General features: G+C 51.1%; 23 protein-coding genes. 22 read left to right on the top strand and 1 reads right to left on the bottom strand.

Annotation, left to right across the window (positions count from 1 at the left end; all coding sequences use genetic code 11):
* Position 1 precedes the first annotated feature (1 nt).
* Positions 2–1,099, top strand: a complete 1,098-nt coding sequence (locus OR1_RS02515) for a glycosyltransferase family 1 protein (protein WP_052440209.1) — start codon at positions 2–4, stop codon at positions 1,097–1,099.
* A 240-nt stretch (positions 1,100–1,339) separates the two neighbouring features.
* Positions 1,340–2,512: a hypothetical protein gene (locus OR1_RS02510; protein ID WP_152609784.1), complete on the top strand. Its 1,173-nt coding sequence runs from the start codon at positions 1,340–1,342 to the stop codon at positions 2,510–2,512.
* A gap of 115 nt (positions 2,513–2,627) precedes the next feature.
* On the opposite strand, the gene OR1_RS22670 is transcribed toward OR1_RS02510, so the two are convergent.
* Entirely contained in the window at positions 2,628–2,852 is a 225-nt protein-coding gene (locus OR1_RS22670; protein WP_237754218.1) for a hypothetical protein, read from the bottom strand.
* On the opposite strand from OR1_RS22670, the gene OR1_RS02505 reads away from it, so the two are divergent.
* The 20 genes from OR1_RS02505 to OR1_RS02410 all read left to right on the top strand — a co-directional run bounded on the left by OR1_RS02505 (position 2,835) and on the right by OR1_RS02410 (position 24,102).
* Complete coding sequence (locus OR1_RS02505) at positions 2,835–3,677, top strand: glycosyltransferase family 1 protein (protein ID WP_237754215.1); 843 nt, start codon at positions 2,835–2,837, stop codon at positions 3,675–3,677. The two genes, OR1_RS22670 and OR1_RS02505, sit on opposite strands and share 18 nt — an antisense overlap.
* On the top strand, positions 3,628–4,878 hold the full coding sequence (locus OR1_RS20525; RefSeq protein ID WP_152609783.1) for a glycosyltransferase family 4 protein: 1,251 nt from the start codon (positions 3,628–3,630) through the stop codon (positions 4,876–4,878). The genes OR1_RS02505 and OR1_RS20525 overlap by 50 nt, the downstream gene beginning before the upstream one ends.
* Positions 4,875–5,957, top strand: a complete 1,083-nt coding sequence (locus OR1_RS02495; RefSeq protein WP_041969749.1) for a glycosyltransferase family 1 protein — start codon at positions 4,875–4,877, stop codon at positions 5,955–5,957. Before OR1_RS20525 ends, OR1_RS02495 begins: the two co-directional genes overlap by 4 nt.
* Positions 5,958–6,059: 102 nt before the next feature.
* Complete coding sequence (locus OR1_RS02490; protein WP_041969748.1) at positions 6,060–7,154, top strand: glycosyltransferase family 4 protein; 1,095 nt, start codon at positions 6,060–6,062, stop codon at positions 7,152–7,154.
* Positions 7,155–7,287: 133 nt separating this feature from the next.
* On the top strand, positions 7,288–7,707 hold the full coding sequence (gspG, locus tag OR1_RS02485) for a type II secretion system major pseudopilin GspG (protein ID WP_041969747.1): 420 nt from the start codon (positions 7,288–7,290) through the stop codon (positions 7,705–7,707).
* Positions 7,708–7,712: 5 nt separating this feature from the next.
* The gene (locus OR1_RS02480; RefSeq protein WP_041969746.1) at positions 7,713–9,356 is read left to right on the top strand and encodes a GspE/PulE family protein; all 1,644 of its coding nucleotides are present in this window, start codon (positions 7,713–7,715) and stop codon (positions 9,354–9,356) included.
* Entirely contained in the window at positions 9,353–10,555 is a 1,203-nt protein-coding gene (locus OR1_RS02475; protein ID WP_041969745.1) for a type II secretion system F family protein, read from the top strand. Before OR1_RS02480 ends, OR1_RS02475 begins: the two co-directional genes overlap by 4 nt.
* Positions 10,555–10,788 carry a prepilin-type N-terminal cleavage/methylation domain-containing protein gene (locus OR1_RS02470; RefSeq protein ID WP_041969743.1) on the top strand — a complete coding sequence of 78 codons (234 nt, stop codon included), beginning with the start codon at positions 10,555–10,557 and terminating at the stop codon, positions 10,786–10,788. The genes OR1_RS02475 and OR1_RS02470 overlap by 1 nt, the downstream gene beginning before the upstream one ends.
* A complete protein-coding gene (locus OR1_RS02465) occupies positions 10,745–11,191 on the top strand; it encodes a prepilin-type N-terminal cleavage/methylation domain-containing protein (protein WP_152609781.1) in 447 nt (148 codons plus the stop codon). The genes OR1_RS02470 and OR1_RS02465 overlap by 44 nt, the downstream gene beginning before the upstream one ends.
* Positions 11,160–11,807, top strand: a complete 648-nt coding sequence (locus tag OR1_RS02460) for a type II secretion system protein J (RefSeq protein ID WP_160295198.1) — start codon at positions 11,160–11,162, stop codon at positions 11,805–11,807. The genes OR1_RS02465 and OR1_RS02460 overlap by 32 nt, the downstream gene beginning before the upstream one ends.
* Positions 11,794–12,717, top strand: a complete 924-nt coding sequence (locus OR1_RS02455) for a general secretion pathway protein GspK (RefSeq protein WP_041969739.1) — start codon at positions 11,794–11,796, stop codon at positions 12,715–12,717. Before OR1_RS02460 ends, OR1_RS02455 begins: the two co-directional genes overlap by 14 nt.
* Positions 12,718–12,751: 34 nt before the next feature.
* The gene (locus tag OR1_RS02450; RefSeq protein WP_041969738.1) at positions 12,752–13,747 is read left to right on the top strand and encodes a hypothetical protein; all 996 of its coding nucleotides are present in this window, start codon (positions 12,752–12,754) and stop codon (positions 13,745–13,747) included.
* Entirely contained in the window at positions 13,744–14,277 is a 534-nt protein-coding gene (locus tag OR1_RS02445; RefSeq protein WP_041969736.1) for a GspMb/PilO family protein, read from the top strand. Before OR1_RS02450 ends, OR1_RS02445 begins: the two co-directional genes overlap by 4 nt.
* Complete coding sequence (locus tag OR1_RS22225) at positions 14,274–14,831, top strand: hypothetical protein (protein WP_041969735.1); 558 nt, start codon at positions 14,274–14,276, stop codon at positions 14,829–14,831. The genes OR1_RS02445 and OR1_RS22225 overlap by 4 nt, the downstream gene beginning before the upstream one ends.
* A complete protein-coding gene (gspD, locus tag OR1_RS02435; protein ID WP_041969734.1) occupies positions 14,806–17,010 on the top strand; it encodes a type II secretion system secretin GspD in 2,205 nt (734 codons plus the stop codon). The genes OR1_RS22225 and gspD overlap by 26 nt, the downstream gene beginning before the upstream one ends.
* A gap of 515 nt (positions 17,011–17,525) precedes the next feature.
* Positions 17,526–19,058: a hypothetical protein gene (locus tag OR1_RS02430; protein WP_041969733.1), complete on the top strand. Its 1,533-nt coding sequence runs from the start codon at positions 17,526–17,528 to the stop codon at positions 19,056–19,058.
* A gap of 103 nt (positions 19,059–19,161) precedes the next feature.
* A complete protein-coding gene (locus OR1_RS02425; protein ID WP_041969731.1) occupies positions 19,162–20,049 on the top strand; it encodes a tetratricopeptide repeat protein in 888 nt (295 codons plus the stop codon).
* Between the two features lie 11 nt (positions 20,050–20,060).
* A complete protein-coding gene (locus OR1_RS02420) occupies positions 20,061–21,533 on the top strand; it encodes an oligosaccharide flippase family protein (RefSeq protein WP_082002769.1) in 1,473 nt (490 codons plus the stop codon).
* Entirely contained in the window at positions 21,530–22,927 is a 1,398-nt protein-coding gene (locus OR1_RS02415) for a Coenzyme F420 hydrogenase/dehydrogenase, beta subunit C-terminal domain (RefSeq protein WP_082002768.1), read from the top strand. The genes OR1_RS02420 and OR1_RS02415 overlap by 4 nt, the downstream gene beginning before the upstream one ends.
* A complete protein-coding gene (locus OR1_RS02410) occupies positions 22,915–24,102 on the top strand; it encodes a polysaccharide pyruvyl transferase family protein (RefSeq protein ID WP_041969729.1) in 1,188 nt (395 codons plus the stop codon). The genes OR1_RS02415 and OR1_RS02410 overlap by 13 nt, the downstream gene beginning before the upstream one ends.
* Positions 24,103–24,249 lie beyond the last annotated feature (147 nt).

Below are 24,249 nucleotides of genomic sequence, written 5' to 3'. Positions count from 1 at the left end.
TATGAGAATAGGCGTTGATGCAAAATGTTTTATCGGGAATATGACAGGAGTTGGAAACTATTGTTTCAATCTACTAAAGGAACTTGTTACCATCCGACCTGATGATGAATTTTATCTGTTTGCGCATAAGGACTTCGCTCTTGATCTGAAACACTGTAATAAGTTTGTTTCAAAGGGGCCCATCAGTAAAAGTGGCATAATCTGGTTGATGGCGCAGGGTCCCGGGCTTTTGAAAAAATACGATATCGATGTGTTTTGGGCGACGACAAGCCTGCTTCCGCCTAATTTGAACGGTATTGGAACGGTATTGACTCTATACGATTTTGTGTGGCGACGATATCCGTCGACTATGCCTTTTCTGTTCAGAACTGCGCTCGCGCTGTTTTCAAAGCGTTCTATCGAAAAAGCGGACAGAATAGTTTCTATTTCAAATTCCACCGCTGCTGAGGTTCATGCATATTATGGCAGAATACCTGACACCATTATCAAGCCGGGAGTCAGTCCCATGTATGCCAAGAGAAGTGATCAGGAAGTGAGTGCCGTCAAGGCAAAATACAATATTAGCACCAACTATAATCTCATTGTCGGCACCCTGGAACCCCGAAAAAACCTTGATGCCTTCCTCAGAGCGTATAGTGACCTGGCTGAGTCCTCAGATGTGGACGTTCCCAGTCTTGTCATAGTCGGCGGCAAAGGTTGGAGCAATGGGAATTTATTGACTAGACTCCAAAGGCTTGAGCAGCGGGGCCTGGTGCATCGTCTCGGATATGTGCCCGAAGAAGATCTGCCAGCTCTCTACAGCGGGGCTACTTTGTTCTTTATGCCTTCGCTATATGAAGGTTTCGGTATGCCGGTTCTCGAAGCCTATTCATGTTCAACACCAGTTGTTGTTTCAGACATTCCGGCACTGCACGAGGCGTGTTGTGAACATGCGCTTTTTCACGGCACCTCGTATGAGGGGATTTACGACATGCTCGAACTAATCTTTCGTGGCAAGATAGTCCCTCAGCAGCCTGTTACCTCTCTGGTTGACTGGAATTGGCAATCTGGGGCCAAAATGCTCTCAATCGCTATTGATGAAGCAGCCGCGGCGCGCTGATCCATGTTGACAGCGATGGGAATAATTGTTGTCCCGCTGGGCCTATACTGGTTTGTCAGGCTGAATACTCGAAAACTCTTGTATCTCTTCGCGGTTGTTACGCCATTTACCGCTGCCACCATCATCGAGTTCAAGGGATCCCTTTTCGGAATGGCCCCCGCGTTTTTTGTCTCATTGCTTTTGATGGGTGCATTTTTCATCCGGTGCCTGACCGGTACGTCTAGGATCAGAATCTGTGGTTTGCAGAAGTATTGCTATCTAGGTTTTTTGTTTACGTGGCTTCATAGTCTTCTGACCCTGTTGCTGCCTCTGATACTTGTGCTTGCGGGAAGCGACTATATCCTGTTCAATCCAGCATTCAATGACCAGGATTATAGTGGCGAAATCCCGGCATACACGGTGACGCAGTTCATATATTTTACCCTGTTTATGGTGACCTCCTTCATAGTCGCCAATGAAACGGAAGAATTGGGGATTGCCAAGAGATGCGTCTCCATTCTTATGAAAGTAACCATATTCAGTATAGTGTGGGGAATAATTACCTATGTCCTTAGCTTCTTTGGGGGCCTGTATCCGGAATGGTTGTTTAATAACCATCCCGGATACAGCCATGGTTTCGACCAGAGAATTGCCATATTGAGGAGGATATCGTCTATTGCTCAGGAGCCGTCGGTATACGGCTACTTCCTTACCATAATGATTACCATGGTAATGGTGTTCAATGTCCTTGAATTCTATCCGCTGAAACCTGCAACCCAGAAGACCCTTCTGTTCATCATGATCATCACAGCCATTCTTACAACCAGCACCACGGCCTTTCTCGGTATTTTCATTGCGATTGTGCTGACGCTCCTGGTGGCGTTGGCGAGCAGACGTTTGGGGCGGGCACTGCGCTATCTTGCTGCTCAGATCGGTATCATGGCCGTTCTTTTTGCAGGGGTGTTTTTGACGGTTATAAACAGGCTGGATCTGGATTTGGCAGGGATAGTCAGGGGGATTAATGAGCTGACGGTCGAAAAATTGCAGTCAGAGTCTGGAGTAGAACGTTCATGGTCATTCTTCCACGGTATTCAGGTCTTGATCGATACATACTTTATGGGTTCCGGTTTTGCCAGTAACAGAACTTTTGATCTGGGGTCAACTTTACTCGCCAACACAGGAATCATTGGTCTGTCACTTTTTGTGGTCGCATTTGTCATTGTAATTCTTTTCCCTGCGTTACATCTTGTGAAATACCGCTGTAATGATGATATATCGAAAATCATGGCTGGCTTGGTCACGGCACTGATTACGGCATTGATACTCATGTTTGTCTCGGTCCCTGATTTTGTAAATATGTATTTCTGGCTAATTCTCGGAATGTTGATGGGGGTTACCGGGATAAAAAACAACGCTTCATTGTTGAGAGCCTGATTAACGATAAGGTCTCCTCACTTTTTGAAATGTTTTCTGCATTTAGGAGCAGCATCATTTAATGGGCAGTCAACATACTGACAATATAACGATTGACCTACGCATGCTTCATGCTTCAGGGATCGGGACCTACTTGTCCAATTTGGTCCCATTGGTCATGGAGCGACTTCCCGGTTGCCGGTTCACTCTTCTCGGGGACCCGGTTGAACTTGAGCCCTTTACTGGCGTCGCCGAGCAGGTAGATATCATTTCGTGCAACTCCCCCATCTATTCCATCAGCGAGCAGTTTGCCATTTGTCGGCTCATCCCTGCTGATACTGCCTTGTATTGGTCTCCCCACTACAACATTCCCCTTTTCTCAAAGGCGAAGTTGCTCGTTACGGTCCATGATGTTTTCCATTTAACCATGGCACATTATCTCAAAGGTTTGCACCAGCGCCTATATGCCAGATACATGTTCATAACCCTGATGCGCAAGGCGTCGGCGATTCTCTGCCCCTCCAAATATACGGTCACCGAGTTGATCCGAATGACAGGCCTTCGTCGTGATGACATCAAGGTTGCCTACAATGCGGTTGACCCGGCCTGGTTTGCCATTGAACGCGCTTCCTCCCCGCATCAACGACCGTATCTTCTTTTTGTCGGAAATGTAAAGCCACACAAGAATTTGAAAGGACTTATACGGGCTTTTGATGCCATTCGTGAGAGTATTCCCCATGATCTGGTCATCGTTGGGAAAAAAGAAGGGTTCATCACTGCTGATGAAGAGACCATGGCTATGGCCCACCGCCTGACCCAGAGAATCGTTTTTACCGGGTATGTGGCTGACAGCGAGTTGCGACGTTATTTTGCCCATGCGGATGCACTGGTCCTCCCTTCATTTTACGAAGGGTTCGGTCTCCCTACCATCGAGGCAATGGCATGCGGCTGTCCCGCGATAGTCTCGGCTTGCAGTTCGCTGCCGGAGGTGTGCGGTGATGCGGCACTTTATTGCAATCCGTATGACTACAAAGACATTGCCGCGAGAATCAGGGAGCTGCTGGAGGACCGAACGCTCCGGGATGAGATGATAGCCAAGGGTCGCACGAGGGCAAAACGGTTCACCTGGGAGAGCAGTGCCGCGACGACTGCCGGCGTTATCTCCGATATTCTGGCTGGCGGCTGATATGGAGCGCCGCGTTCTTTACGTCAGACCGCCCATGATGGAAGGCAATGGTGTCAGGGCGTATTCTAACAGGATCATAGAGGCTTTTTGCCGGTATGGCGATGGCCGCTACGTTCTCGTGGATGCTTCGGATTGTTTAACCGGAGATCCCGTAACTCCAAACAGACTGGCGCTGCAATTGGGTAGTCGGCTGGCTGACCTCGTCAAGCAGGAGTCAGCCGCACTGGTTTTTGCTGAAATGGGAGTAGGCGATTTCCAGGTATTTCACTCTCTACGCGGTCTCAAGGCCGTGGCCCCTGAGATTGCCACACTGGTAACGGTTCACGACCCTCCACGAACGGTTGTCAACCTCAATCCGATCTTTAATCCATATCAGGATATTGTAGCCGTGCGAGCTGTCCGGTGGCTGTATAACCGGACAATCGGCGGATCGATTGAGCGGGATTTCATATCCCAGGGGCATCACTGGATCCTCCTTTCGGAAAAGGGGAAGCAGCTGTGGATGAAGCGGCTTAACGTAATTAGACCCGATCACCCCCTACTAGTCATGCAACATATTAATTATCATGATTCACTCATGGAGATGCCTGCACGGCTGCCGAATCGCCCCGTACGTCTGGGAGTGCTGGGAAGCATCACCAAGAGCAAGGGAATAGATATCCTGATTGCGGCATTGGGGCATTTGGCGCAAAAGGGGCTACTCATGGACGGCCTGCTGGTGGAGATTGCCGGGGTCCCGCTGTTCAGGCAAGATCACCAGTATCTTGAAGAGCTGAAGCGGCAGGTGAACTGTTTGGGATTGGCATCCAATGTCCATTTTGCCGGGTATATTCCTGATGACGCGCTCCCGGGCTTTTTTGAACGCATCGACCTGTTGGTTCTCCCGTACCGTGAGACAGGTTCCGGTTCTGCGAGTGGTCCACTTATGTGGGCCAGGAGTTTCGGGGTGCCGGCAATTGCCGCTCGAACCAGGAATCTTCCAGAGATGATAAAAGACAATGTGGATGGGGTTTTGTTCTTTCCAGGTGATGTTCGTGAGCTTGCAGATTGTTTGCATGTCTTCTCGCAATCCCCCATGCTTGAACGACTTCGTGCCGGTGCCCGGCAGCGGTGTGTGGAAAATTCATGGCCAGTCTGTGTTGCGAAGCTGACAGCACTGTTCGATCAGATTACGACTGCAGGAAACGGAATACCAACATGATTATATATCTGAACGGCCGCTTTCTGACCCAGTCGATCACCGGTGTACAGCGCTACGCCCACGAAGTGATAAAGGCTTTAGACGAGCTGATAGCCTCGGGGAAGATTGATGCCTCAGGGTACAATTTTGAACTACTGGTTCCGCCCGATGTCGAGGAACTTCCTGATTACAGAGCCGTATCGGTACGCTCGGTCGGCCGGTTAACCGGGCATTACTGGGAACAGTTTGAACTGCCTTTTCACTCTCGGGATGGCGTACTGGTAAGCCTGACAAATGCGGCGCCGCTATTCAAACGAAATCAGGTTGTTACTATCCACGATGCTGCGGTTTTTGCTTTCCCTGAAGCCTATTCGTTCTTTTTCCGCCTCTGGTATCGAGTGCTGATGAAACTCTTGGGAAGAATTGCCCGGATGATAATTACTGTTTCCAATTTCTCCTGCAATGAATTAATAACCTATTGCAGTATTAATACTGAAAAGATCCGGGTCATCTATGAGGGGAAAGAGCATATTACCGCCACTCCTGCCGATGAACACATTCTGAAGCAGTATAATCTTGCATCCAGGAAATATGTATTGGCTTCCGGCAGCACCAATCCCAACAAGAACATTCAGTCTGTAATTGCTGCCGTCAAACTTCTGGGGCATACGGATATCAAGGTGGTTGTCGCGGGTGGTGCGAACCCGAAAGTGTTCAAATTGTCTCAAGCCCATGAAGCAGACAATATCGTAAATGTTGGGTATGTGAACGATGGTGAGTTGCGTGCACTCTACGAACATGCGCTCTGTCTGGTCTATCCTTCATTTTATGAAGGATTCGGTCTTCCCCCTCTCGAAGCGCAGGCCTGTGGGTGCCCAGTGATTGTATCTAGTGCTGCGTCGCTTCCTGAAGTGTGTCAAGGGGCCGCCTTATTCTGCAATCCGTATGACGCGACCGATATTGTAGCCAGTATCAGACGGCTGATCTTTGAGCCGGGGCTGCGCGAGGAAATGAGGCGAAATGGCCTGGAAAAGGCTGAAAGGTTATCATGGACTGCGTGTGCTTCATCAATATTTGACGCCTTAGGTGAAATTGGCTGATAGCTGTTGCGGATGCCTATTGTTAATGCCAAAATATATGAACTCACTCAATATTGGAGTTTTTGTGGCATTTCAGCAAATTGACTTATCTCTGGGAAATACATGAAAGTTGCAATAATTCACTATTGGCTCGTTACCATGCGCGGTGGTGAGAAGGTTGTAGAAGCCTTGTGCGAGCTGTTCCCTCAAGCTGTTATATACACGCACGTCTACGATCCGGAATCCGTGTCGCCAACAATCAGGCAGCACAAGGTAGTCACAACATATATCCAGAAGCTCCCTAATGCGCGGAAGAAATACCAGAGCTACCTGCCGCTGATGCCTCTGGCTCTGGAACAACTCGATTTACGTGAATATGATCTGGTAATCAGCAGCGAGTCCGGTCCGGCAAAGGGGGTGCTAACCAGGCCGGATGCCGTTCATATCTGTTACTGCCATACACCGATGCGCTACGTATGGGACATGTATTTTGATTACCGGGCAAAAGCCGGCATGGTCACTAAGCTGTTCATGCTCCCTCTTATCCACTATCTTAAAATGTGGGATTATGTCTCCGCTGGCCGGGTTGATCATTTTATCGCGAACTCTCATTTTGTTGCCAGGCGCATTGAAAAACACTATCGGCGTCGAGCGGATGTCATCCATCCCCCCGTAACCACCTCGGATTTCTCGGTAGCGCCGGAGCATGAGGACTATTATCTTGCTCTGGGGCAACTGGTTGGTTACAAGCGTTTTGACTTGGCCGTGGAAGCATTCAATGCCCTTGGCAAACGGCTGGTAATTATCGGCGAAGGAGAAGCCCTGGCAGATGTGAAGAGGTTGGCGCGAGGCAACGTACAAGTGCTTGGCCGTCAGCCGTTTGCTGTGATAAAGGAACATTTACGGAAATGCCGGGCCTTGATTTTCCCAGGGATAGAGGATTTCGGCATAGTGCCGGTGGAAGCGATGGCTTGCGGCAAGCCGGTAATATCCTTCAAGGCAGGCGGTGCGCTTGAAACGGTGCTGGACGGGGTTACCGGGCTCTTTTTCGAAGAGCAGACGGTCAACTCCCTAGTTGCTGCAGTCAGACGATTTGAGTCTGTATCAGGAAGCTTCGATTCTCACCGTATCGCCGAACATGCTCGTAACTTTGATCGTGAAATATTCAAGGAGAAAATATCAGGCTACATTCTGCAGAAGATGCGTGAGGGGAAATAATATACAAATATTAACATGTTCTGCCCCTAATCATCTTTATCCCGCCATCATTGATTCTGGGTATGGTTCTGTGCTATATGAAGACGCCTGGATTTTTCCTGAATATCGAATAAGCCCTAAAGGATTGAACAAGATGAGATACAAGAATTCCAATGGCTTCACCCTTATCGAACTGCTGGTAGTCATCGTCATCATCGGTCTACTCGCTTCTCTGGTCACGCCCAAGCTGTTCAGCAAACTCGGCACGGCCAAGGAAAAGACCGCCAAGGCGCAGGTGGAGATGATCGTTACGGCGCTGGACGCCTTCAAGCTGGATGTCAACAGATATCCAACTACCGATGAAAAGCTGGAAGTGCTCTGGAAAGATCCCGGCACGATCAAGAGCTGGAAAGGGCCCTATCTCCCCAAGCCGGTTACAGCCGATCCCTGGGACAACCCGTATTTCTATAAGTCCCCTGGAGACAACAACAAACCTTTTGACCTGAAGTCGCTTGGAGCGGACGGCAAGGAAGGCGGCGAGGGGGAGAACAAGGACATAAGCGCTTGGGAGTAGCTGTCATGACTAAGCAGTTGTTCGGCGAACTGTTGCTGAAGAATTCGTGGTGTGACGAAGATTCCATCAAGCGGGCTCTCGATATTCAGAAGGGGTACGGCGGCCGGATCGGCTCGATTCTCCTCAACATGGGGGTAATTACCGAAGATCAGTTACTGGAGACACTTTCCCAGCAGCTGGCGATTCCGTACCTGCGTTCCGTAGAAGGCATTGCCCACCTGCATCTGCCGCTGGATCCGCGTTTTTTGCGCGAGCAGCAGATCTTTCCGTTTGCCGAAGACGATTCTTCTCTGCATATCCTTACTACCAATCCACTCAATATAACAACGTATTCATTGCTTGAAAGCATCACCGGCAAGCGGGTGCAGCCGTCACTGGTCAGGGAAGAAGCGCTAAAACAGCTGCTGGTCTCGCTGGACGAGGAGTTGGTGACATCCGGCGAATACGTCAATGCCGATGATGAGATCGACAAGCTCAAGGAACTGGCATCGGAAGCCCCGGTAATCAAGCTGGTCAACAGCCTGTTGACCAAGGCGATGGAACTGAATGCATCCGATATTCATTTTGAGTCCCTGCGGGGCGCTATGAAAGTGCGTCTGAGGGTTGACGGCATCCTGACCACGGTTGAAATCGTGGCCCAGAGTCTCAAATTGGCGGTAATTACCAGGCTGAAACTAATTTCGGGGATGAACATTGCCGAACACCGCATCCCCCAGGATGGCCGCATCTCCATGCGCATCGCCGGCAAGGAGATCGACATCCGGGTCTCCTCGGTGCCGACCCAGTTTGGCGAGAGCCTCGTAATGAGGCTTCTGGGCAAGGAAGATATCGATTACTCCCTGGAAAGCCTTGGGTTCTTTCCGGATCATATCGAACTCATCAATGAAGTTACCCGTAAAACCAGCGGCGTGTTTCTTACTACCGGTCCCACCGGCTCAGGCAAGACCACAACCCTCTACGCGGTGCTATCGCGATTGAATTCCGACCGGGTCAAGATCATCACGGCAGAAAACCCGGTAGAGTATGAGTTCAAGGGGATCAGCCAGATCAACATCCGGCCGGAGATCGACTATACCTTTGCCAGCGCCCTGCGCAGCATCCTGCGCCAGGACCCGGATATCATCATGGTGGGCGAGATCCGCGATGCCGAAACTGCGGAAATTGCCATGCAGGCGGCACTCACCGGTCACCTGGTTGTCTCCACCCTGCATACCAACAGTGCCCTTGCCTCCATTACCAGGCTTTTGGACATGGGTTGCGAGATGTTCCTACTCAAATCAACGATTGTCGGCATCATGGCGCAGCGTCTGGTGAGGCGGCTCTGCCCGGCGTGTTCCCAGCCGGCGCCCTTTCCGGAAGAATATGCCGTTCGCTACGGGCTCGACGCCCTTTTACAAAATATGCCGGATTTTGTTAAGTCCCCCAAGCGTGCAGTCGGATGCGAGATCTGTAGCGGCAGCGGTTATCGGGGGCGAATGGTCATTGCCGAAATTGCTCCGTTCACTTCGGAACTGCAGGACAGGTTCGATCATGACAAGAGTTTTGACGACATGAACCGGATCGGGCACCGCACCATACTGCAGGATGGCCTGCTCAAGGTACTGGCCGGCTTGACAACTGTCGAGGAAGTCTTGAGGGTCGCTCATTGAACCGATACAGCTATGAGGGTCTGAACAAAAACGGGGACAAGGTCTCCGGAACCATGTTCGGCATCAAAGAAGATCTGGTTAATGAAATCCGCGACAAGGGGATCATCCTCACCTCCATCAAAGAAGACCGCAAATCAATGCGGCGCGGTCGATACACCCTCAAGGATTTCAAGAACAATAGCGAAGAGCTGTATCACCTGGTTTCGGCCGGCATCAAGCTGGACCAGGCGATCGCGACCCTGATCAAGAATACGCGCAAGCAGTCGGTTCACGATTTCTGGGAAGGCACCCTGGCCCGCATTAAAGAAGGTCATCAGTTTTCCGCGGCGCTGCGTAGCGGCTTCGATCAGCACGGTTTCGGGGGCGGCGAGCTGTATATCAATATCCTGGCGGTGGGCGAAGAGATCGGCGACCTGAAGAATGCTTTCAAGAATCTGCTGGAATACCTGGAATTCAAGTTCTCGCTGATCAAGGAGATCAAATCGGCAATTTCCTACCCCCTGTTCCTGGTCGCCATGAGCATGGTAACGGTGGTTATTGTCTGCGGATTCATTCTCCCCAGGTTCGCCAAGATCTTTACCGCTGCCGAACTGGCCAAACTGCCGGCCATCTCGAAGCTGACCATTGGCTACGGCAAGTTCCTGAATGCCCATTTCCCGCTGATTACCCTGGTCGGCGTAGCGGTCATCGGCGTCATTATCTGGCTGGCCTCAACGCCGGCATTTGTAAAGCGTTTCAAAAAATGGGCCTATACCCTGCCGCTGGTGGGTGATTATATGCTGCTCTCCGATCTGGCAAACCTCTTTTCATCACTCGGTTCCATGCTCGGTGGTGGGGTGGATGTAAGCCGCGCCCTCAAGCTCTCGGCTGCGGTGGTCGGCAGCGAAAAACTGATAAACCTTCTGTCAGAAACCAATGACGAAGTCCGGAAAGGGCATCGCATCAGCCAGGTCTGGAGCAGCAACGACATGATGCCGGAAGATGCCGTTTCGCTGGTGGTGGTTGGCGAGAACTCGGCCCGCATGGGAGAGATCTTCGAAACACTCGGCAAACGTTATCTGGACAACTTCAAGACCGGCATTGCCAGGGCCCTCGGCCTGCTCGAACCGCTTATAATAGTATTCGTCGGATTTTTTATTGCATTGGTCGTCATCTCCATCATGTTGTCGGTGGTCAGCCTGGGCGATGTGGCGCTGTGATGCCTCGTCATACCAGGACTAAAGGGTTTACCCTGGTAGAGATGCTGGTGGTCCTGGTACTGATCTCCATCAGCGTGGCGCTGGTTTATCCCAGCCTGTTCGGCATACGGGACAAGTTCGATGCTCAGCTTGAAAAAGCTTCATCAGACCGGTCCATAAAGAAAGAATCCTTTGCACGGTTTATCTCTGATGGCCTTCCCCAAAAACAATATTCGTCGGCTGACAAAAAGTAGTGCCGGCTTTACCCTGGTGGAGGTGCTGATTGCCACTCTGATCATGGTGATATCCATCGTAACTGTTACGGCGGCGGTACGGCAGTTTGCCCTTCAGCGGGAGAAACTGACCCATTATGAACAGCTTTACACCACAGTTCTCTCTCTACGTGACAGGATCATGAACGAGCGCCTGAATGAAGGCATGCCGGTCAAGGGAGCTCTCAACGGGCTCAACTACCAGTACAACTGCCGGAAGGTGGAGAGTGCCAACAATTATGTTTTCGGAGAAGAAGAGGGGCAGAGCGGCAATAAGGGCGTTTTTCTGATTACGCTGTTCAGTATCCATCTGGATGTGGAAGGCAGGGAGTTTGAATTTTACAAGACCCAGTATGAAAAGCGCTTTGAAGCCTCGAAAGACTAAACCTAACGGCTTTACTCTTGTGGAACTGTTGGTGGCAATCACCATCTTTTCGCTGGTGGTCGGCATGGCCATGTTCTCGCTCCGCTTTTCTTTCGGGATTTTCCGCCATCTCAACGCCCCTTTTGCCGAAGAAACCCGATTAAACTCCACCTTACGCGACTGTATCGCGTCCACCAACGTCTATCTTGCAGAACGGCATGACATGTTCAACCGGGACAAGAAGTTCTATATCTATTATTACGGCGAGCCGGAACAACTCACGTTCGTATCGTCGAAACCGATTTCCGGGTCCGATTATGCATTATGCAGGATCGCACTGCGTAACGGCGCTGTGGTGATAGACGAAATCCCCTTGTATGCTGACGATTCCGACTATCTCTCACCATCGATGGCAACCGGGAAGAAATCGACAACCGTTATATTCCCTGAGGCAAAGGGTATGAGGCTGGAGTATGTCGCCGAAAGCAAGCCTCAAGCCACCATGAAGGAAACGCTTCCTTCACTGGTGAAAATGTCCGTGACCAGGGAGAGGGGCACTCAGGAGTTCTATTATCGGATACCGGCAGATTTTTCGGACAAGCACCAGATTGTACGAGGGCTGAATGAGCCGCTCTAACCATCAGGAAGGTTCGGTTCTCATCATCGTCCTGGTGCTGATGATGGTGGCAGTTTCATTGGCCCTTTATGCGGTGTCGGTCTCCCGCGAAATACTGTCCACCTCTCAGCAGTTGATGGACAAACTGCAGGCACGCCTCGAATCCGGCTCCCAGTTGGAGAAGCTTAAATATATCGGCAGCACCGGCAGGTTCACCTCATGGAATCTGGAGAATCTGAGCGGCCAGAAAGAGTTACCGCTGCTGCTCAGTCTGCGAGGGGACCCCATTATGGCGAGTAACAGCGAAATCAGGCTTCAGGACAGCGCCGGCAGGCTTGGGATCTGGCCGCCTATCAGCACGTATCTGCAGCGGATGTTGCGTTCAGGTGGCCTGGGAGCGCCGGACGTCGCTATTGCGGTCGACTCTCTCCTGGACTGGGGCGATGAGGATGATCTGAAACGACTGAACGGAGCGGAAGTGTACTATTACCGTTCCGAAAGCTCCAAAACATACCAGTCGCGAAACAACCGCTTCATCCAGACTATTGGCGAACTGGAACTCGTCAAGGGGTGGCGCGGTCCGGTCTATAACCTGGTGAGAAACGAAATGCTCGAAACGGCTGGTGGCAGAATCAATCTCAATACCGCTGATGCCACGCTGATTGCGTCAGTCCTGAATATTGATCTGGATATTGCCAAGAGACTCGTGATGTTGCGGGGGAAAACCGGCGTGTTGACCCATGCTGATCTTCTCGCCGCATCAGCAAATACTTTGACTTTTGATGATGAATATATTACAAATTTTCCTTCTCTTACCGTGGCAATCGACATTCGTACCCGGATCAGCGCTGCCGGTGATGCGGTCAAGGCCCTCATACGATTCAAGCCGGGACAAGACAGGCCTTATACCGTAGAAAAGTATGACGAATGACCGGCATTCTCTCCAGAACTGCCGGAGGAACACCATGAGTATATATTCCATAATCCCACTTGAAGATACCTATCTCAGAATCTTCGAAAAGCCGAAAAAGGCCCGTCTTACCAGGCAGGTCATCGATCTCAATTACGGGCATCAGTCTCCTTACAGGAACAGCAGTCATCTTTCGTGGCAGACCGACACAAAGATTTATATCTGGTATTACGATAAATCGGCTTCAACTACAAACGGGATTCTTATCCCCGAAGCCTATCTCTTGTACCGCTTTTTCAGGGATCGCCAGAACGCGCTTGTGCTTCTGCCGCGAAACGGTATCACCCATATGACCGGAATCGCGCATGGAGAACTCCAGGTGCAGGCCCTCCTCAGAGGAACATCAGGCCTGGACGCTTCGCTAGAACTCCTCAAAAGGGAATATTCGCTCGGCCAGGCGGAGCTGATCCGACTTGAGCCGACAGCCCGGTTCAGTGTCAAGCCGTCGGACATCATCCAGTTTGTTGATTTTCAGTTCAATCCCATAAATGTCCTTGAAAAGGTGGTCTCCATTGTCAAGGCGCCCTTGATAGCAGTACTGCTGGTAACAGCTGGATTCACTTTCTACGAGGCTCAACGGATGGAGGCCCTAGTTGGCGAAAAAAACCGCCAGCTAGCGCAGCTCAAACGGGAGAATTCATCGGTTCATTCCTCACTGGAACAGGTGAGAGGGCAGGGGGCCTACTGGAATGACTTTATTTCCAGAGAACAAAGATATCCTGATTTTTACCAGGCCCTGTCCGTACTTGCCAGTGTCATACAGCGTCATGCCGGATATCTGAACTCGGTCGAGTTCAGTGACAACCGGCTTACGGTCTGGACCGGCCTGAAAACGTCTGAAGCTGCTATCATCAAGGAGTTGCTGGCAACAGGGGTATTCGAGGAGGCCAAGCTCCTTTCGTCCATCAAAGACAGTAAAATGCCGGAGTTCAATTTCTACAACCTGTCAATCACGCTTCGGCCGCTTGCGGCAGGAGGGCAGGGGGCATGAAGGACCGTTGGCTGCTGTTGTTGCTGCTAGTGACTGCTGTTTTCATCTTATTTGTCAAGCCGGCACGGGAAAGTATAGAGCTGATGCAGACCCGGCTCACCGTTGTCGAAAGCCAGATAGCCGCCCAAAAAGCCCTGAAGGCCGGAAGATCAGAGATCGAGCGGCGCATCAGTTCGGCCGGAACGGTTGCTGAGGCGAATGAAAGGTATCTATATCCTATAACGACCAGTTCAAGTATGGCGCTGGTCGATCTGCAGGACACTGTCAGAACAGCGGCAACCCAGACCCGTATGGAGATCGTGACTTCGACCTGGGGCGAGCCGGTCACCGACCCAGTAAGCGGATTGACCAGGATACCGATGAGCTTTGTACTTAAAGGAGGGCCGGCCGAAATTGATCCATTCCTCCGCAAGCTGCAAAATGGCAGCCGTTTTGTCAAAGTTGAACGGGCATCGGTGACTAAATTCCAGGATCAGTATCTGACACTCAATCTCGCGCTGGTGGCCTTTAAGCGGGGCAATGCGCCATGAGCCGCCGATCTGTCGTTATTGTGACCATCCTGTCGGCCCTCGGTTCGGCGATCTATAATTTACAGCAGATGAGCACGTCCACTCCGGGGATTAATGTGGCGGCATCACCCCCTGCGCTTGAAGTAGCCACGCGACTGCGCGTGGCTCCAGCCTCCAAAGGGGTGCTTGCCTCTCCTGACCTATGGAACCTGAAGCCTTCTGGGGCGATGGGGGCGTTGCCGAGTCTGAAGGAGATGTTCAAGCCGTTCTACACCATGAATAGTAACGGACGTTTCGAATCATTGCGCCGATCGGACCGGCCCAACGAGCGCTGGGAGTTCCAGGGAGTGCTGACCCGCGGGGAGAGCCGCAGGGCAATCTTTTACAACACCGGATTGAAAAAACTCAAAATACTCGGCCAAGGCGACCAGGTTGACGAAGAGCTGTATGTCCGCGCCATTACCCCAGCCAGTGTTAGGCTCGAGGCGCGAACCGAAAAGAAACCGATCACTTTTGATCTGCGCATCTTATATGCAAACAGGGACCAATATGCCGGCAAGAAAAAGATTAAATAACATTCTGATGCTGATATTTGGCAGCTCTCTCATTCTGGGGGGGTGTGCCGGCCAAAAGCCGACACCGCCTTATTTCAAGGAGTTCTTCGAAGCCTCCGGGGACTCCGAAGCTCCGGAAGCACGGATAGATGAGAAATCTGCTGACACAGTTGCAGCACCTAAGGCAGCACAGCAAAAACCTGTAGTAAAAATAATAACCATACCCAATCCGCTTCAAAAAGAGGCTGTCGCAGCGCCATCGGAACCGGTTGCCTCGCGAAGGGTCGAAAACGTAGACTCTTCGGAGGAAGAGCCGCAAAAACCCTTAGAGTTGACCGCGCAGGCTGCAGCGGGAGATGTGCAGATAGTCGTCGAAAACATGCCACTTTACGATTTTGTCAATTTGGCCTTCGGTGAAGTTCTCAAGCTTAATTACACCATCTCGCAGGATGTGCAGTCTGCCCGCGAAAAAATAAACCTCAACATGAACAGCAAGATGCCCGGCAAGGCCTTTTTCCCGTTTGCCGTCGACTTGCTCCGCAAGAACAAGCTGAGCATCAAGGAAGAAAACCAGATGCTCTTCGTAGGGAAAGAAGGAGGGGCGCAGGAAAAGGTTGCGGCATCACCGGATATCTACGTGGGGAACACGGTCCCCCAACTCTCCCCCCAGAAGCGGATCACCCTGGTCCTGACTCCCAGTTATGTATCGAGCAACCAGATTATGCAGATTGTCAAACAGCTGCAGTTTGGGAGCGATGTCCGGATTGAGGCATTAACCGCCAGTCAGGCCATTGCCGTTTCCGGCAGCGTGGCCTCGCTGCGAAAAATTGTCGCACTGTTCAATCAGCTCGACCGGGTCACGTTTTCCCAGCGGAGCATCAGCCTGCTCTATTTCGATTATGTGAATGCTTTGGATTTCGACAAGAAGATGCGTGAAGTCCTCCCTACCATGGGGATTCCTGTTGGCAAGAGCCCGAACGATCCCGGACTGTTGACAGTCCCATTTGAGAAGATCAATGCCTTGCTGCTGGTTTCGCAGAACAAGGAGTGGCTCGATGCGGTCCTTACCTGGAAGGAGAAGTTGGACACTGTTGAGTCTCTGGGTGATGAGCTGCAGCTGTTCGTGTACCATCCGAAAAATCGTCCGGCAGAGGAGCTGGTCGACGTGTTGAAATCCCTTTCCGGTGGGGTGGGCGCTCCCAGCCAAACCGGTCAGCCACTTTCAGCCTCACCGGCAACTGCAGCCAAGCCCGCCCCCCCATCGGCCGGTTCAACTGCCATACCCAACAAAAGCTTTTCCGCTATTCTTGACAAGGGGCGCAACGCAGTCGTCGTTTCGGCAAGCCCACCGAATTACAAGCTGGTGCGCAACATCCTCCAGCAGCTCGACACCCCGCCCCGCCAGGTGCTCATTGAGGCGACCATTATGGAGGTCACTCTCACCGACAATCTTCAGTATGGGGTGGAATGGCTCATCAAGAACCGGATAAACAAAGGGGGCGATGTCTTCAGCGGCATTATGGGCACCATGGGTGGACTGGCTCTCGGAACCAGCGGGTTCAGCTACGCGGTTACGCAACAAGGCGGAGACTTAACCGCCAAGCTGAACGCCTTTGCCAAGGACAGCCGGATCAACATCGTCTCCACACCGCACATCGCCACCCTTGACGGAAAAGAGGCGTCCATCACAGTCGGAACAGAGGTTCCGATTGTCACCTCCGAGGCCAGCGCCGCCGATCTTACCGGCAGCACCGGAGGAACAGGGACGACTACCGCCCCCAGTGTCCTGCGCAGCATCCAGTACCGGAATACCGGCGTCATCCTCCGGGTCAAGCCTACGATCACCTCCGAAGGCTCTCTGACCATCGATATCGGTCAGGAGTTGAGCGAGGCCCAGAACAACAGTGTCTCCAACATCGATTCGCCCATGATCCTTAATCGCAGCATCAAGACCACGCTCGCAGTTAAAAGCGGCGAAACGGTACTGCTGGGCGGACTTATCAGCAGCAACAAGAGCAATGGCGACCAGAAAATCCCGATCCTGGGGGACATACCGCTGCTGGGGAATCTGTTCAAGACAACTTCGAAGGGTGAAACCAAGACCGAGTTGATTGTCCAGATCACCCCATATATTCTCAACGACACAGACCAGCTCGAAGATATCACCAGTAAATTTAAGGATAGCTTGTTTCGGGATTAGATGTATGAGTGGCGCGCAGTACCAATATTTTGCTAAAGTTTTTTGCGCATCTGCCGAAAATCGGGATAAATGCACCGAACCCTTGACAAAGCAACATCCGTGGGTATACTACGTTGCGAAACCGTATTCGTAAAGGAGTCTCGAGATTCAAATCTTTGATGACTCAGGTATCAGCGGACCTGACGCGTGACGGCACCCTATGTTGTTACTAATTTAAATATTGACATTTGGACTGAATTTGTATAATTGAATCCAAATCCTATTTGCCTGTGTGGATGGGCTGGCGGCAAATAGAATTTAGCACAGTAGGAAAGGCGTTGTTACACGTACCGCAAGTAAAGAATATGCTGCTGAAAAAGCAGGAGGTTTTGTCGGATCGCCTGAATTAACGGACAAAGATTTCATTTCAAGGAGGTGCCTCACATCATATATATTAAGCTGAATCAAAACCACAGGTTTTCAGCTTTTCATCAACAAATTGCAGGTAGAATTCACCAACAAAACAGGAGGAAAACATGCAGAAAAAAATGATTACATTGTTAGCAGTCGCAGCATTTGCAGTAATGGGCGGTACGGCGTTCGCAGCTCTCCCGAACTTGGATGCCGGTAACACCACCATGGCTACCGAGCTCGTTCACCCAACCGATGATACTGCTGCGCCAGCTGCTTACATCGCCTACCAGGTGAACGGTGCCGTCGCCCCGACCACCGTGCTGAAACTGACCCTGACCAACGGCACCTTTGCCAATCCCATGAACATCTGCTTCCTTAACGGCGCTGTGCCCACAAAAGCAACAATCAACTCTGCTCTTAATGCCGCCGGAACCGTCAACACGCTCGAAATTGACCCGGCTACCACCGGTCTCGGTGTTGGTACCATCTACTACATCCAGGACGATAACTGTGTTGCTGTCCCTGCTGCCAACGCCAGCATTAACGTTGCCGGCGGCACCACTGCTGGTAGCGTGTCGATGGAAGTAAACAGCGTCACGATCCCTGACGATGCCAAAATTAAGGCATCTGCCACGGTCGTTACTCTGAAGAACCAGTTCTCTGCCCAGCTGGTAAACGCTGAGTCGATTATCGATTTCGGTTCCCTCCGTACAACTCTCAAGGCTGATACCTGCACTGCCGGCGAGCCTCCCTGCACTGACGTGGCAGGCACAGTGTCCAGCTCACGCGCCAAGCTGCTCCTTTTCAGCGATGAAACCATCAACAGCAGGGTTGCTGCTGCAGTTGCACCCGATGCCAACTGCGCAGGTACTTACCTTGCTGCCAACGAAGTTACGGTTAAGGTAACCGGCGACCTGACCGGTATCGATGCCATCACTTATGGCGATCTGTTCACCAATAACGGGCCTGTTACCACTGCTGTGGGAGCGGCTGACGTGACCGCAGGCTTCAAGACCCTTACCATTCCGTTGAACAACGTAGACGTTTGCCTTGGCAGCGCTTCCCCTGCAGCCGGCAAGAAAACCGACCTTACCCTTGCTGTTGACACAGCCGCTGGTTCTCCGGCCGCACCGACCCTGGTTGCTGGTAACCGTACCGTAGAAGTGAAGCTTGTTGGCGGTTCCGCACTTGTTGCCGGTGCCTGCCCTGCTGGAGAAGTATGCGTCGGCAGCCGTGTTCTGCTCGCAGCTGGCAGTCTCAGCCACAAGTGGGTCTTCGACGGAACCCAGTACTATGCACCGTTCGTCAAGTTCCGTACTGACGACAACGGCACAACCCAGACCTACTTCAAGGTTCTTTCCAAGAACACCACAACCGGTGCTAACGGCGTGACCGCAACTGTCGTATGTGACGATGGGACAACCAGTGATGTCATTCTCGCTGATCTCGAAGCCGGTAAAACCTCTACTTTCACTGCCGGCCAGATCATGGCAGGGCTGCCCGGTACTTGCACGGTTGACGGCGCAAGAGGCACTGGCATTATCCTGACCGTCAATGCTCCTGAAGAAGACGTGTTTGCCTATGCGACAATCACCGATGTCAACGGCCACAAGCGTCTCCCGCTCAAGGCTGTTAACGGTCAAATCGTTGAGTAATCAAAGTTGAAGTAGAGAACAATTGCGGGGCTCTCAGGAGCCCCGGTTTTTTTTCGTATATAATTTGTCAACGTATATACCGATACTTACTGGAGTTATTGCTATGAACAAGTTTATTGCTTTCATTTTAGCATCATACTTCGCCCTTGCTCTCAACGGCTGTGCGCATACTGCAACTGTAACGAGCACTAGTAATCCTTTGGATAATATTTCCAGGCAGATAGAAGCTGATAGCAAGAACCCGGATTTGTATGTCAAACGCGGCACCTTACAGTACGAGGCCCGCAACTATATAAAAGCTATTGAGGATTACACAAAGGCACTGGCAATAAAAGATACCGATCAGACTATCTACCTTCTCAGAGGTAAAGCATTTTTCGACAATGGCAATTATGTCCTAGCCAATGAAGACCTTAAAAAGGCTATTGCACTGAATGACAAATGTGGTGAATGTTATTTTTATGCGGGTAAAGCGTATGCTGAACGGAATCAAAACAAACTGGCATTTGAGAGCCTGACAAAGGCGATAGAATTCAAAATCAACACGCTGGAATGTTATGACTTGAGAGGCAAGGTTGCCATCAAACTTGGGCTGATTCAGAATGCAATCGATGACTATTCCCAAATTCTTAAAGCGGACCCGTCAAGAAAAGATATTCTGTACCGCAGAGCAGTGGCGTACTATGCGCTTGCCAAGAATGAAGATTCATTAGCGGATCTTGACCAACTCATCAAGAGTGGGGACAAATTTGAATATTTCTATTACCGTGGGCTGGTAAACCATAACAGCAAGAAGTATCAACAGGCGATAGCCGATTTTTCGCACGCTCTTGAAATCAATCCGAAGTCGGCGCAGGCATATTTCAGTAGAGCCGAGACATATCAAGATATGAATCAAAATGATAAATCAATTTCTGATTTGAAAAAATCTTGTGAACTGGGCAACCTCATTGTCTGTGACGAACTAAAAAAGCTGGACAGTAAGAAATAGAACGTGTCGGAATGCATTCAGCGAGCTTTCGCACGAAGCTTAAATCAGGCGCGTTGTGGAGTTTGACCGGTTCACTTGCAGTCCGATGTTCATCAATCATAATAACAGTCGTAATTGCCAGATTACTCTCGGTTGAAAACTTCGGAAAGCTCGCGATTATAACCAGCACGGTCGCCATGCTCTCCAGTTTTGCAGGGCTTGGATTAGCCGTTACCTGCACTCGTTACGTAGCCCAGTTACGCTACATCGACCCAGCGCGAGCCGGACGTATTGTCAGGCTCGCGTTCTTCATAGGCTTATTTTCGGGCTGCTTTATGGCTTTTGTGGCATTTGCCGCAGCCCCATTCATTGCAGGCCGGCTTCTTTCTGCGCCAGACCTAATCAATGTTTTGCGTATTGCATCTTTCCTGCTGCTGACCGATACGTTGCTGAGTTTGCAGATCGCCGTGCTATCTGGATTCCAGGCTTTTCCCCAAATTACGCGCATAACCATTTATCAGGGCCTTCTAGCTCTACCGCTAACCGTGACAGCAGTCTGGTTATGGGGCATTACCGGAGCGGTTGCAGCAACTTTTGTGATCAGTGCCTGTGGCCTTTTCCTATCGCATCTGTTTTCCCGTGCACTGATTCGTGGTCTCATCAGCGAGATTGACGAAATGTCAATCTGGTCTGAATTCCGGATTATTCGCAAACTGGCTCTGCCTGCTTCGCTTGCCGGTATCGTGGTGACGCCTGCAATCTGGATGGGCAACGCTGTACTCTCCCAATCTGCCGGCGGATTCGAGCAGGTAGGAATTTTCAATGCAGCCAATCAGTGGCGCATGTTGTTGGCATTTTTGCCGTCAGTGCTTGGTAATGTACTTTTGCCGCTGATCAGTACGCCGGAGCATCAATCAAGCGCTAAACTCAAGGCAGTTAATTTTCTCTCCGGTTGGATTCTTGTATCTGCCCCGGCGTTCATCCTTATTTTCTTTCCAGAGATAACCGGAATGATACTCGGGAGCAAATACGATACCTCGTCGTATCGCTATTCTTTGATAATCCTTATGCTGGTGGCATGTATTAGTGCTTACAAGGAGGGTATAGCCAGACGGATAATAACTGATGACCTGATGTGGTGGGGGGTATGCAGCAATCTCATCTGGGGAGGGATGCTGGCGGGATTGCTCGTTACATGGCCTGCCACTACATCTTCAACACTGGTCAATTATTATCTTCTCTGTTATGGTGTGAGTACGATTGTTTTTGTTCCGTTTTATCTGAAAAAGGGGATCATGCCTGCTGCTATGTTGTACTCAAAAGAATCGTTGCTCGTATGGTTTACCCTGCTTACCGGGTTCTACTGTCACCTTCAGCAGACATCCCTTTTGACCAGGATCATTGTTTCCCCCTTTCTGGCGGCATTGATGGTGTGGTCTTTCATCGGGCTGTGGCATAAAATGGCTCAACTGCTGAAGGGGGCTGAAGAGAGAATCCAGGAATGAGCGTGGTGGAAGAAGTCGTACATCACGACCTCTGTGTCGGATGTGGTGCTTGCGCAGGTGTCTGCCCACGCGGATTGCTCCGGATGGAGTGGAGCCTCTCCGGGGAACTTGTCCCTACACAGAATGATGGATGTCCCGAAAGCTGTGAGGTTTGTCTTTCTGTGTGCCCATTTTGTTATTCTGTCCTAGACCAGGATTCAGTGGCAAAAAGTTGTTTCGGTGGTGCGTCTGAAGTTGAATATGATGAAACGATCGGCTATTACCGCTCATGCCTCTGTGGATACTCTGCAGTGTCCGGACAACGAGAGAAGGGTGCAAGCGGAGGAATGGCAACCTGGTTTCTTGCATCGCTGCTCGAACAGGGCAAGGTCGATCGGGTTATTGCTGTTGGGAGGGGGGAGTCACCGGGTCGTATGTTTTCATGCCAGGTAGCCGAGACGGTCGAACAGGTACTCGACTGTTCCGGATCTGCCTATTATCCGGTCGAATTCTCCGGCGTACTGAAATCGATTGCCAACGATGCCGCACCATTGCGATATGCCGTGGTTGCTCTCCCATGCGTGGCGTTTTCCCTTCGCCGGGCCATGGCAATTTCCCCTTTACTGAGAGAAAAGATCATTTTGGTTGCATCTCTGGTCTGCGGGCAACTTCAGAACCGTTTTTGCAGCGAGTATTTGGCACTGGAAGCAGATGTATCGCTTGCTGACCTTGAAACTATAGAGTTTCGTCGCAAAACGCCTGGCCAGGATCCGGCGAATTTCGCCCATGTCGCTCGAGGCCGAACTCACGGCGAAGGCAGGCCATTGCCATATCAGAACATTCCGATTCATCTCTGGAAGTACCGGTATTTCACTCATAATGCCTGCAATTACTGTGATGACATTTTTGGCGAAACCGCAGATGTTGTCTTTATGGACGCTTGGCTTTCACAGTTTAGCACGGAGTGGCGCGGCACATCGTTGGTTATCGCCCGTTCGCAATTGGCGGAGCAGTTGCTTGCCGAAGGAGCGGCAACTGGTGAGTGCAAGTGCGAAAGCGTTTCAGTTGAAACAGTGAAACGGAGCCAGCAGGGGGTGATCTACCGCAAGAGAAACTTGCTGGCCGCCAGGTTGTATGCAGACGAGCGGGAAGGGATCACTCATCCACGCACCAGAGTAACTCCGTCGCGTAAAGAATACCAACACCATTTCCGGTTCCTGGCATTGACACGGGCGATTCAGAAAACGAGCAAGAGCCTCTGGCCCCGCTTCCGTGACAACGATGATATCTCTGGTTTTAAACGTGCAATGGTGCCACTTGAAAGAAAAATTACTGCTTACGAGCGGCGCGAAAACCTGAAGTTGTTTGTGAAAAGTTTACTGGGGCCGGTGAAGAGGTGGCTATGGCACCGGTAGTGGGGCTGTATGGCATTGGGGGGACCTATAATTACGGCTGTGAAGCAATTGTGCGCGGGACTGCGCATATTCTGCGCGCTGTCTTGCCGGATGTCCGGATCATCTACGTTTCACCCATGCCTGAGTATGACCGGCAGATGCTGTTTGACCTGGATCTGACCATCATGCCGAGGACGCAGCACCCCAAGCTTTCACGCCCCCGCCTCGCAGCCGCCGTTTTTCGCCGGACCGGCATTCCACGGCGATATCAACCGTACTATGAGGATATACACTGGATTGATCTCTGTGACATGGTATTTTCGATCGGCGGAGATATGTACACACTGTCAATGGCGTATCACCTCGCCCATCTTGCTGAAATTGTTCGCCGGAAAAAGAAGAAATTTGTTATATGGGGGGGGTCGATCGGACCTTTGCCCACTGGAGACCGGCAGGTCTTGTTGCGGCATTTTCGATCAGTCGATCTGATTACCAGCAGGGAACCTGAAACGACCAGGTTTCTTGCTGATCACCACATTGTTGATAATGTCATCGAGGTTGCTGACCCCGCGTTTGCGGTTTCATCAGGCCGACTCGGTGACCGTTATCAGAAGGGACGGCTGTTAATTGGGGTCAATCTGAGTCCTCTTGTGCAAGCGGATATCGCCAAGGGGGATACAAAGGGAACGCTCCGTGGCCAGGCAGATTTCATTGTTCAACTGGTGGAACGTTACAAGGCTGAAGTCATCCTTGTTCCTCATGTGGTATCTGACGATTGCGTTCAGGATGATGATCTTAGGCATCTCCAGGCGGTGTTCAACCTGCTTCCCGAAGTAATCGCCACCGCAGTTACTGTGGCCGATACAACAGGAGGGTACAGGGCAGCTAAAAAGATTCTTGGTGGTTGCGACCTTGTCATTGCCTCGCGTATGCATTGTGCAATCAATGCCGCATCAGAAGGTGTTCCGGTCCTTTTTGTCGCATATAGTCAAAAAGCATATGGTATGTGTGAATACCTGTATGGTAACAGAGAATGGGTTATTGCCTCCGAATGTCTTCTCTCGGGCAAGGGGATAGGAGCGGTCGCCAGTATGATTGATAATCTGGGCATCATTACAAAGCTGTTGAAACAGAGAATGGAAGCGATTCGCAGTGATGTGTTCCCGGCCCGTGATCGTTTGCTGCAGCTGAGATAGAGTGCAATGAATAGTTCTTTCGCCCTGTTCTATTTTTCAAGCATCCCTTACAGGTATCTGTTGCAGCGACCGCAGCAGCTGTTTCATGCGTTTCAGAAATTGTATCCGGAGTTGGACGTATATTACGTGGAGCCTCCCTGCGGAATA

Origin of the sequence: Geobacter sp. OR-1 (genome assembly GCF_000813145.1) — a bacterium.
Lineage (GTDB): Bacteria > Desulfobacterota > Desulfuromonadia > Geobacterales > DSM-12255 > Geoanaerobacter.
This window is presented reverse-complemented; position numbering and strand designations above follow the sequence as displayed.

Coding starts and splice junctions, on each gene's coding strand:
- OR1_RS02465 (WP_152609781.1), top strand. CDS start 10,745: ATGGCCTTCCCCAAAAACAATATTCGTCGGCTGACAAAAAGTAGTGCC.
- OR1_RS02430 (WP_041969733.1), top strand. CDS start 17,526: ATGCAGAAAAAAATGATTACATTGTTAGCAGTCGCAGCATTTGCAGTA.
- OR1_RS02455 (WP_041969739.1), top strand. CDS start 11,794: ATGAGCCGCTCTAACCATCAGGAAGGTTCGGTTCTCATCATCGTCCTG.
- gspD (WP_041969734.1), top strand. CDS start 14,806: ATGCCGGCAAGAAAAAGATTAAATAACATTCTGATGCTGATATTTGGC.
- OR1_RS02415 (WP_082002768.1), top strand. CDS start 21,530: ATGAGCGTGGTGGAAGAAGTCGTACATCACGACCTCTGTGTCGGATGT.
- OR1_RS02495 (WP_041969749.1), top strand. CDS start 4,875: ATGATTATATATCTGAACGGCCGCTTTCTGACCCAGTCGATCACCGGT.
- gspG (WP_041969747.1), top strand. CDS start 7,288: ATGAGATACAAGAATTCCAATGGCTTCACCCTTATCGAACTGCTGGTA.
- OR1_RS02445 (WP_041969736.1), top strand. CDS start 13,744: ATGAAGGACCGTTGGCTGCTGTTGTTGCTGCTAGTGACTGCTGTTTTC.
- OR1_RS02470 (WP_041969743.1), top strand. CDS start 10,555: ATGCCTCGTCATACCAGGACTAAAGGGTTTACCCTGGTAGAGATGCTG.
- OR1_RS02410 (WP_041969729.1), top strand. CDS start 22,915: ATGGCACCGGTAGTGGGGCTGTATGGCATTGGGGGGACCTATAATTAC.
- OR1_RS02480 (WP_041969746.1), top strand. CDS start 7,713: ATGACTAAGCAGTTGTTCGGCGAACTGTTGCTGAAGAATTCGTGGTGT.
- OR1_RS02450 (WP_041969738.1), top strand. CDS start 12,752: ATGAGTATATATTCCATAATCCCACTTGAAGATACCTATCTCAGAATC.
- OR1_RS22225 (WP_041969735.1), top strand. CDS start 14,274: ATGAGCCGCCGATCTGTCGTTATTGTGACCATCCTGTCGGCCCTCGGT.
- OR1_RS02490 (WP_041969748.1), top strand. CDS start 6,060: ATGAAAGTTGCAATAATTCACTATTGGCTCGTTACCATGCGCGGTGGT.
- OR1_RS02425 (WP_041969731.1), top strand. CDS start 19,162: ATGAACAAGTTTATTGCTTTCATTTTAGCATCATACTTCGCCCTTGCT.
- OR1_RS02460 (WP_160295198.1), top strand. CDS start 11,160: ATGAAAAGCGCTTTGAAGCCTCGAAAGACTAAACCTAACGGCTTTACT.
- OR1_RS02420 (WP_082002769.1), top strand. CDS start 20,061: ATGCATTCAGCGAGCTTTCGCACGAAGCTTAAATCAGGCGCGTTGTGG.
- OR1_RS02515 (WP_052440209.1), top strand. CDS start 2: ATGAGAATAGGCGTTGATGCAAAATGTTTTATCGGGAATATGACAGGA.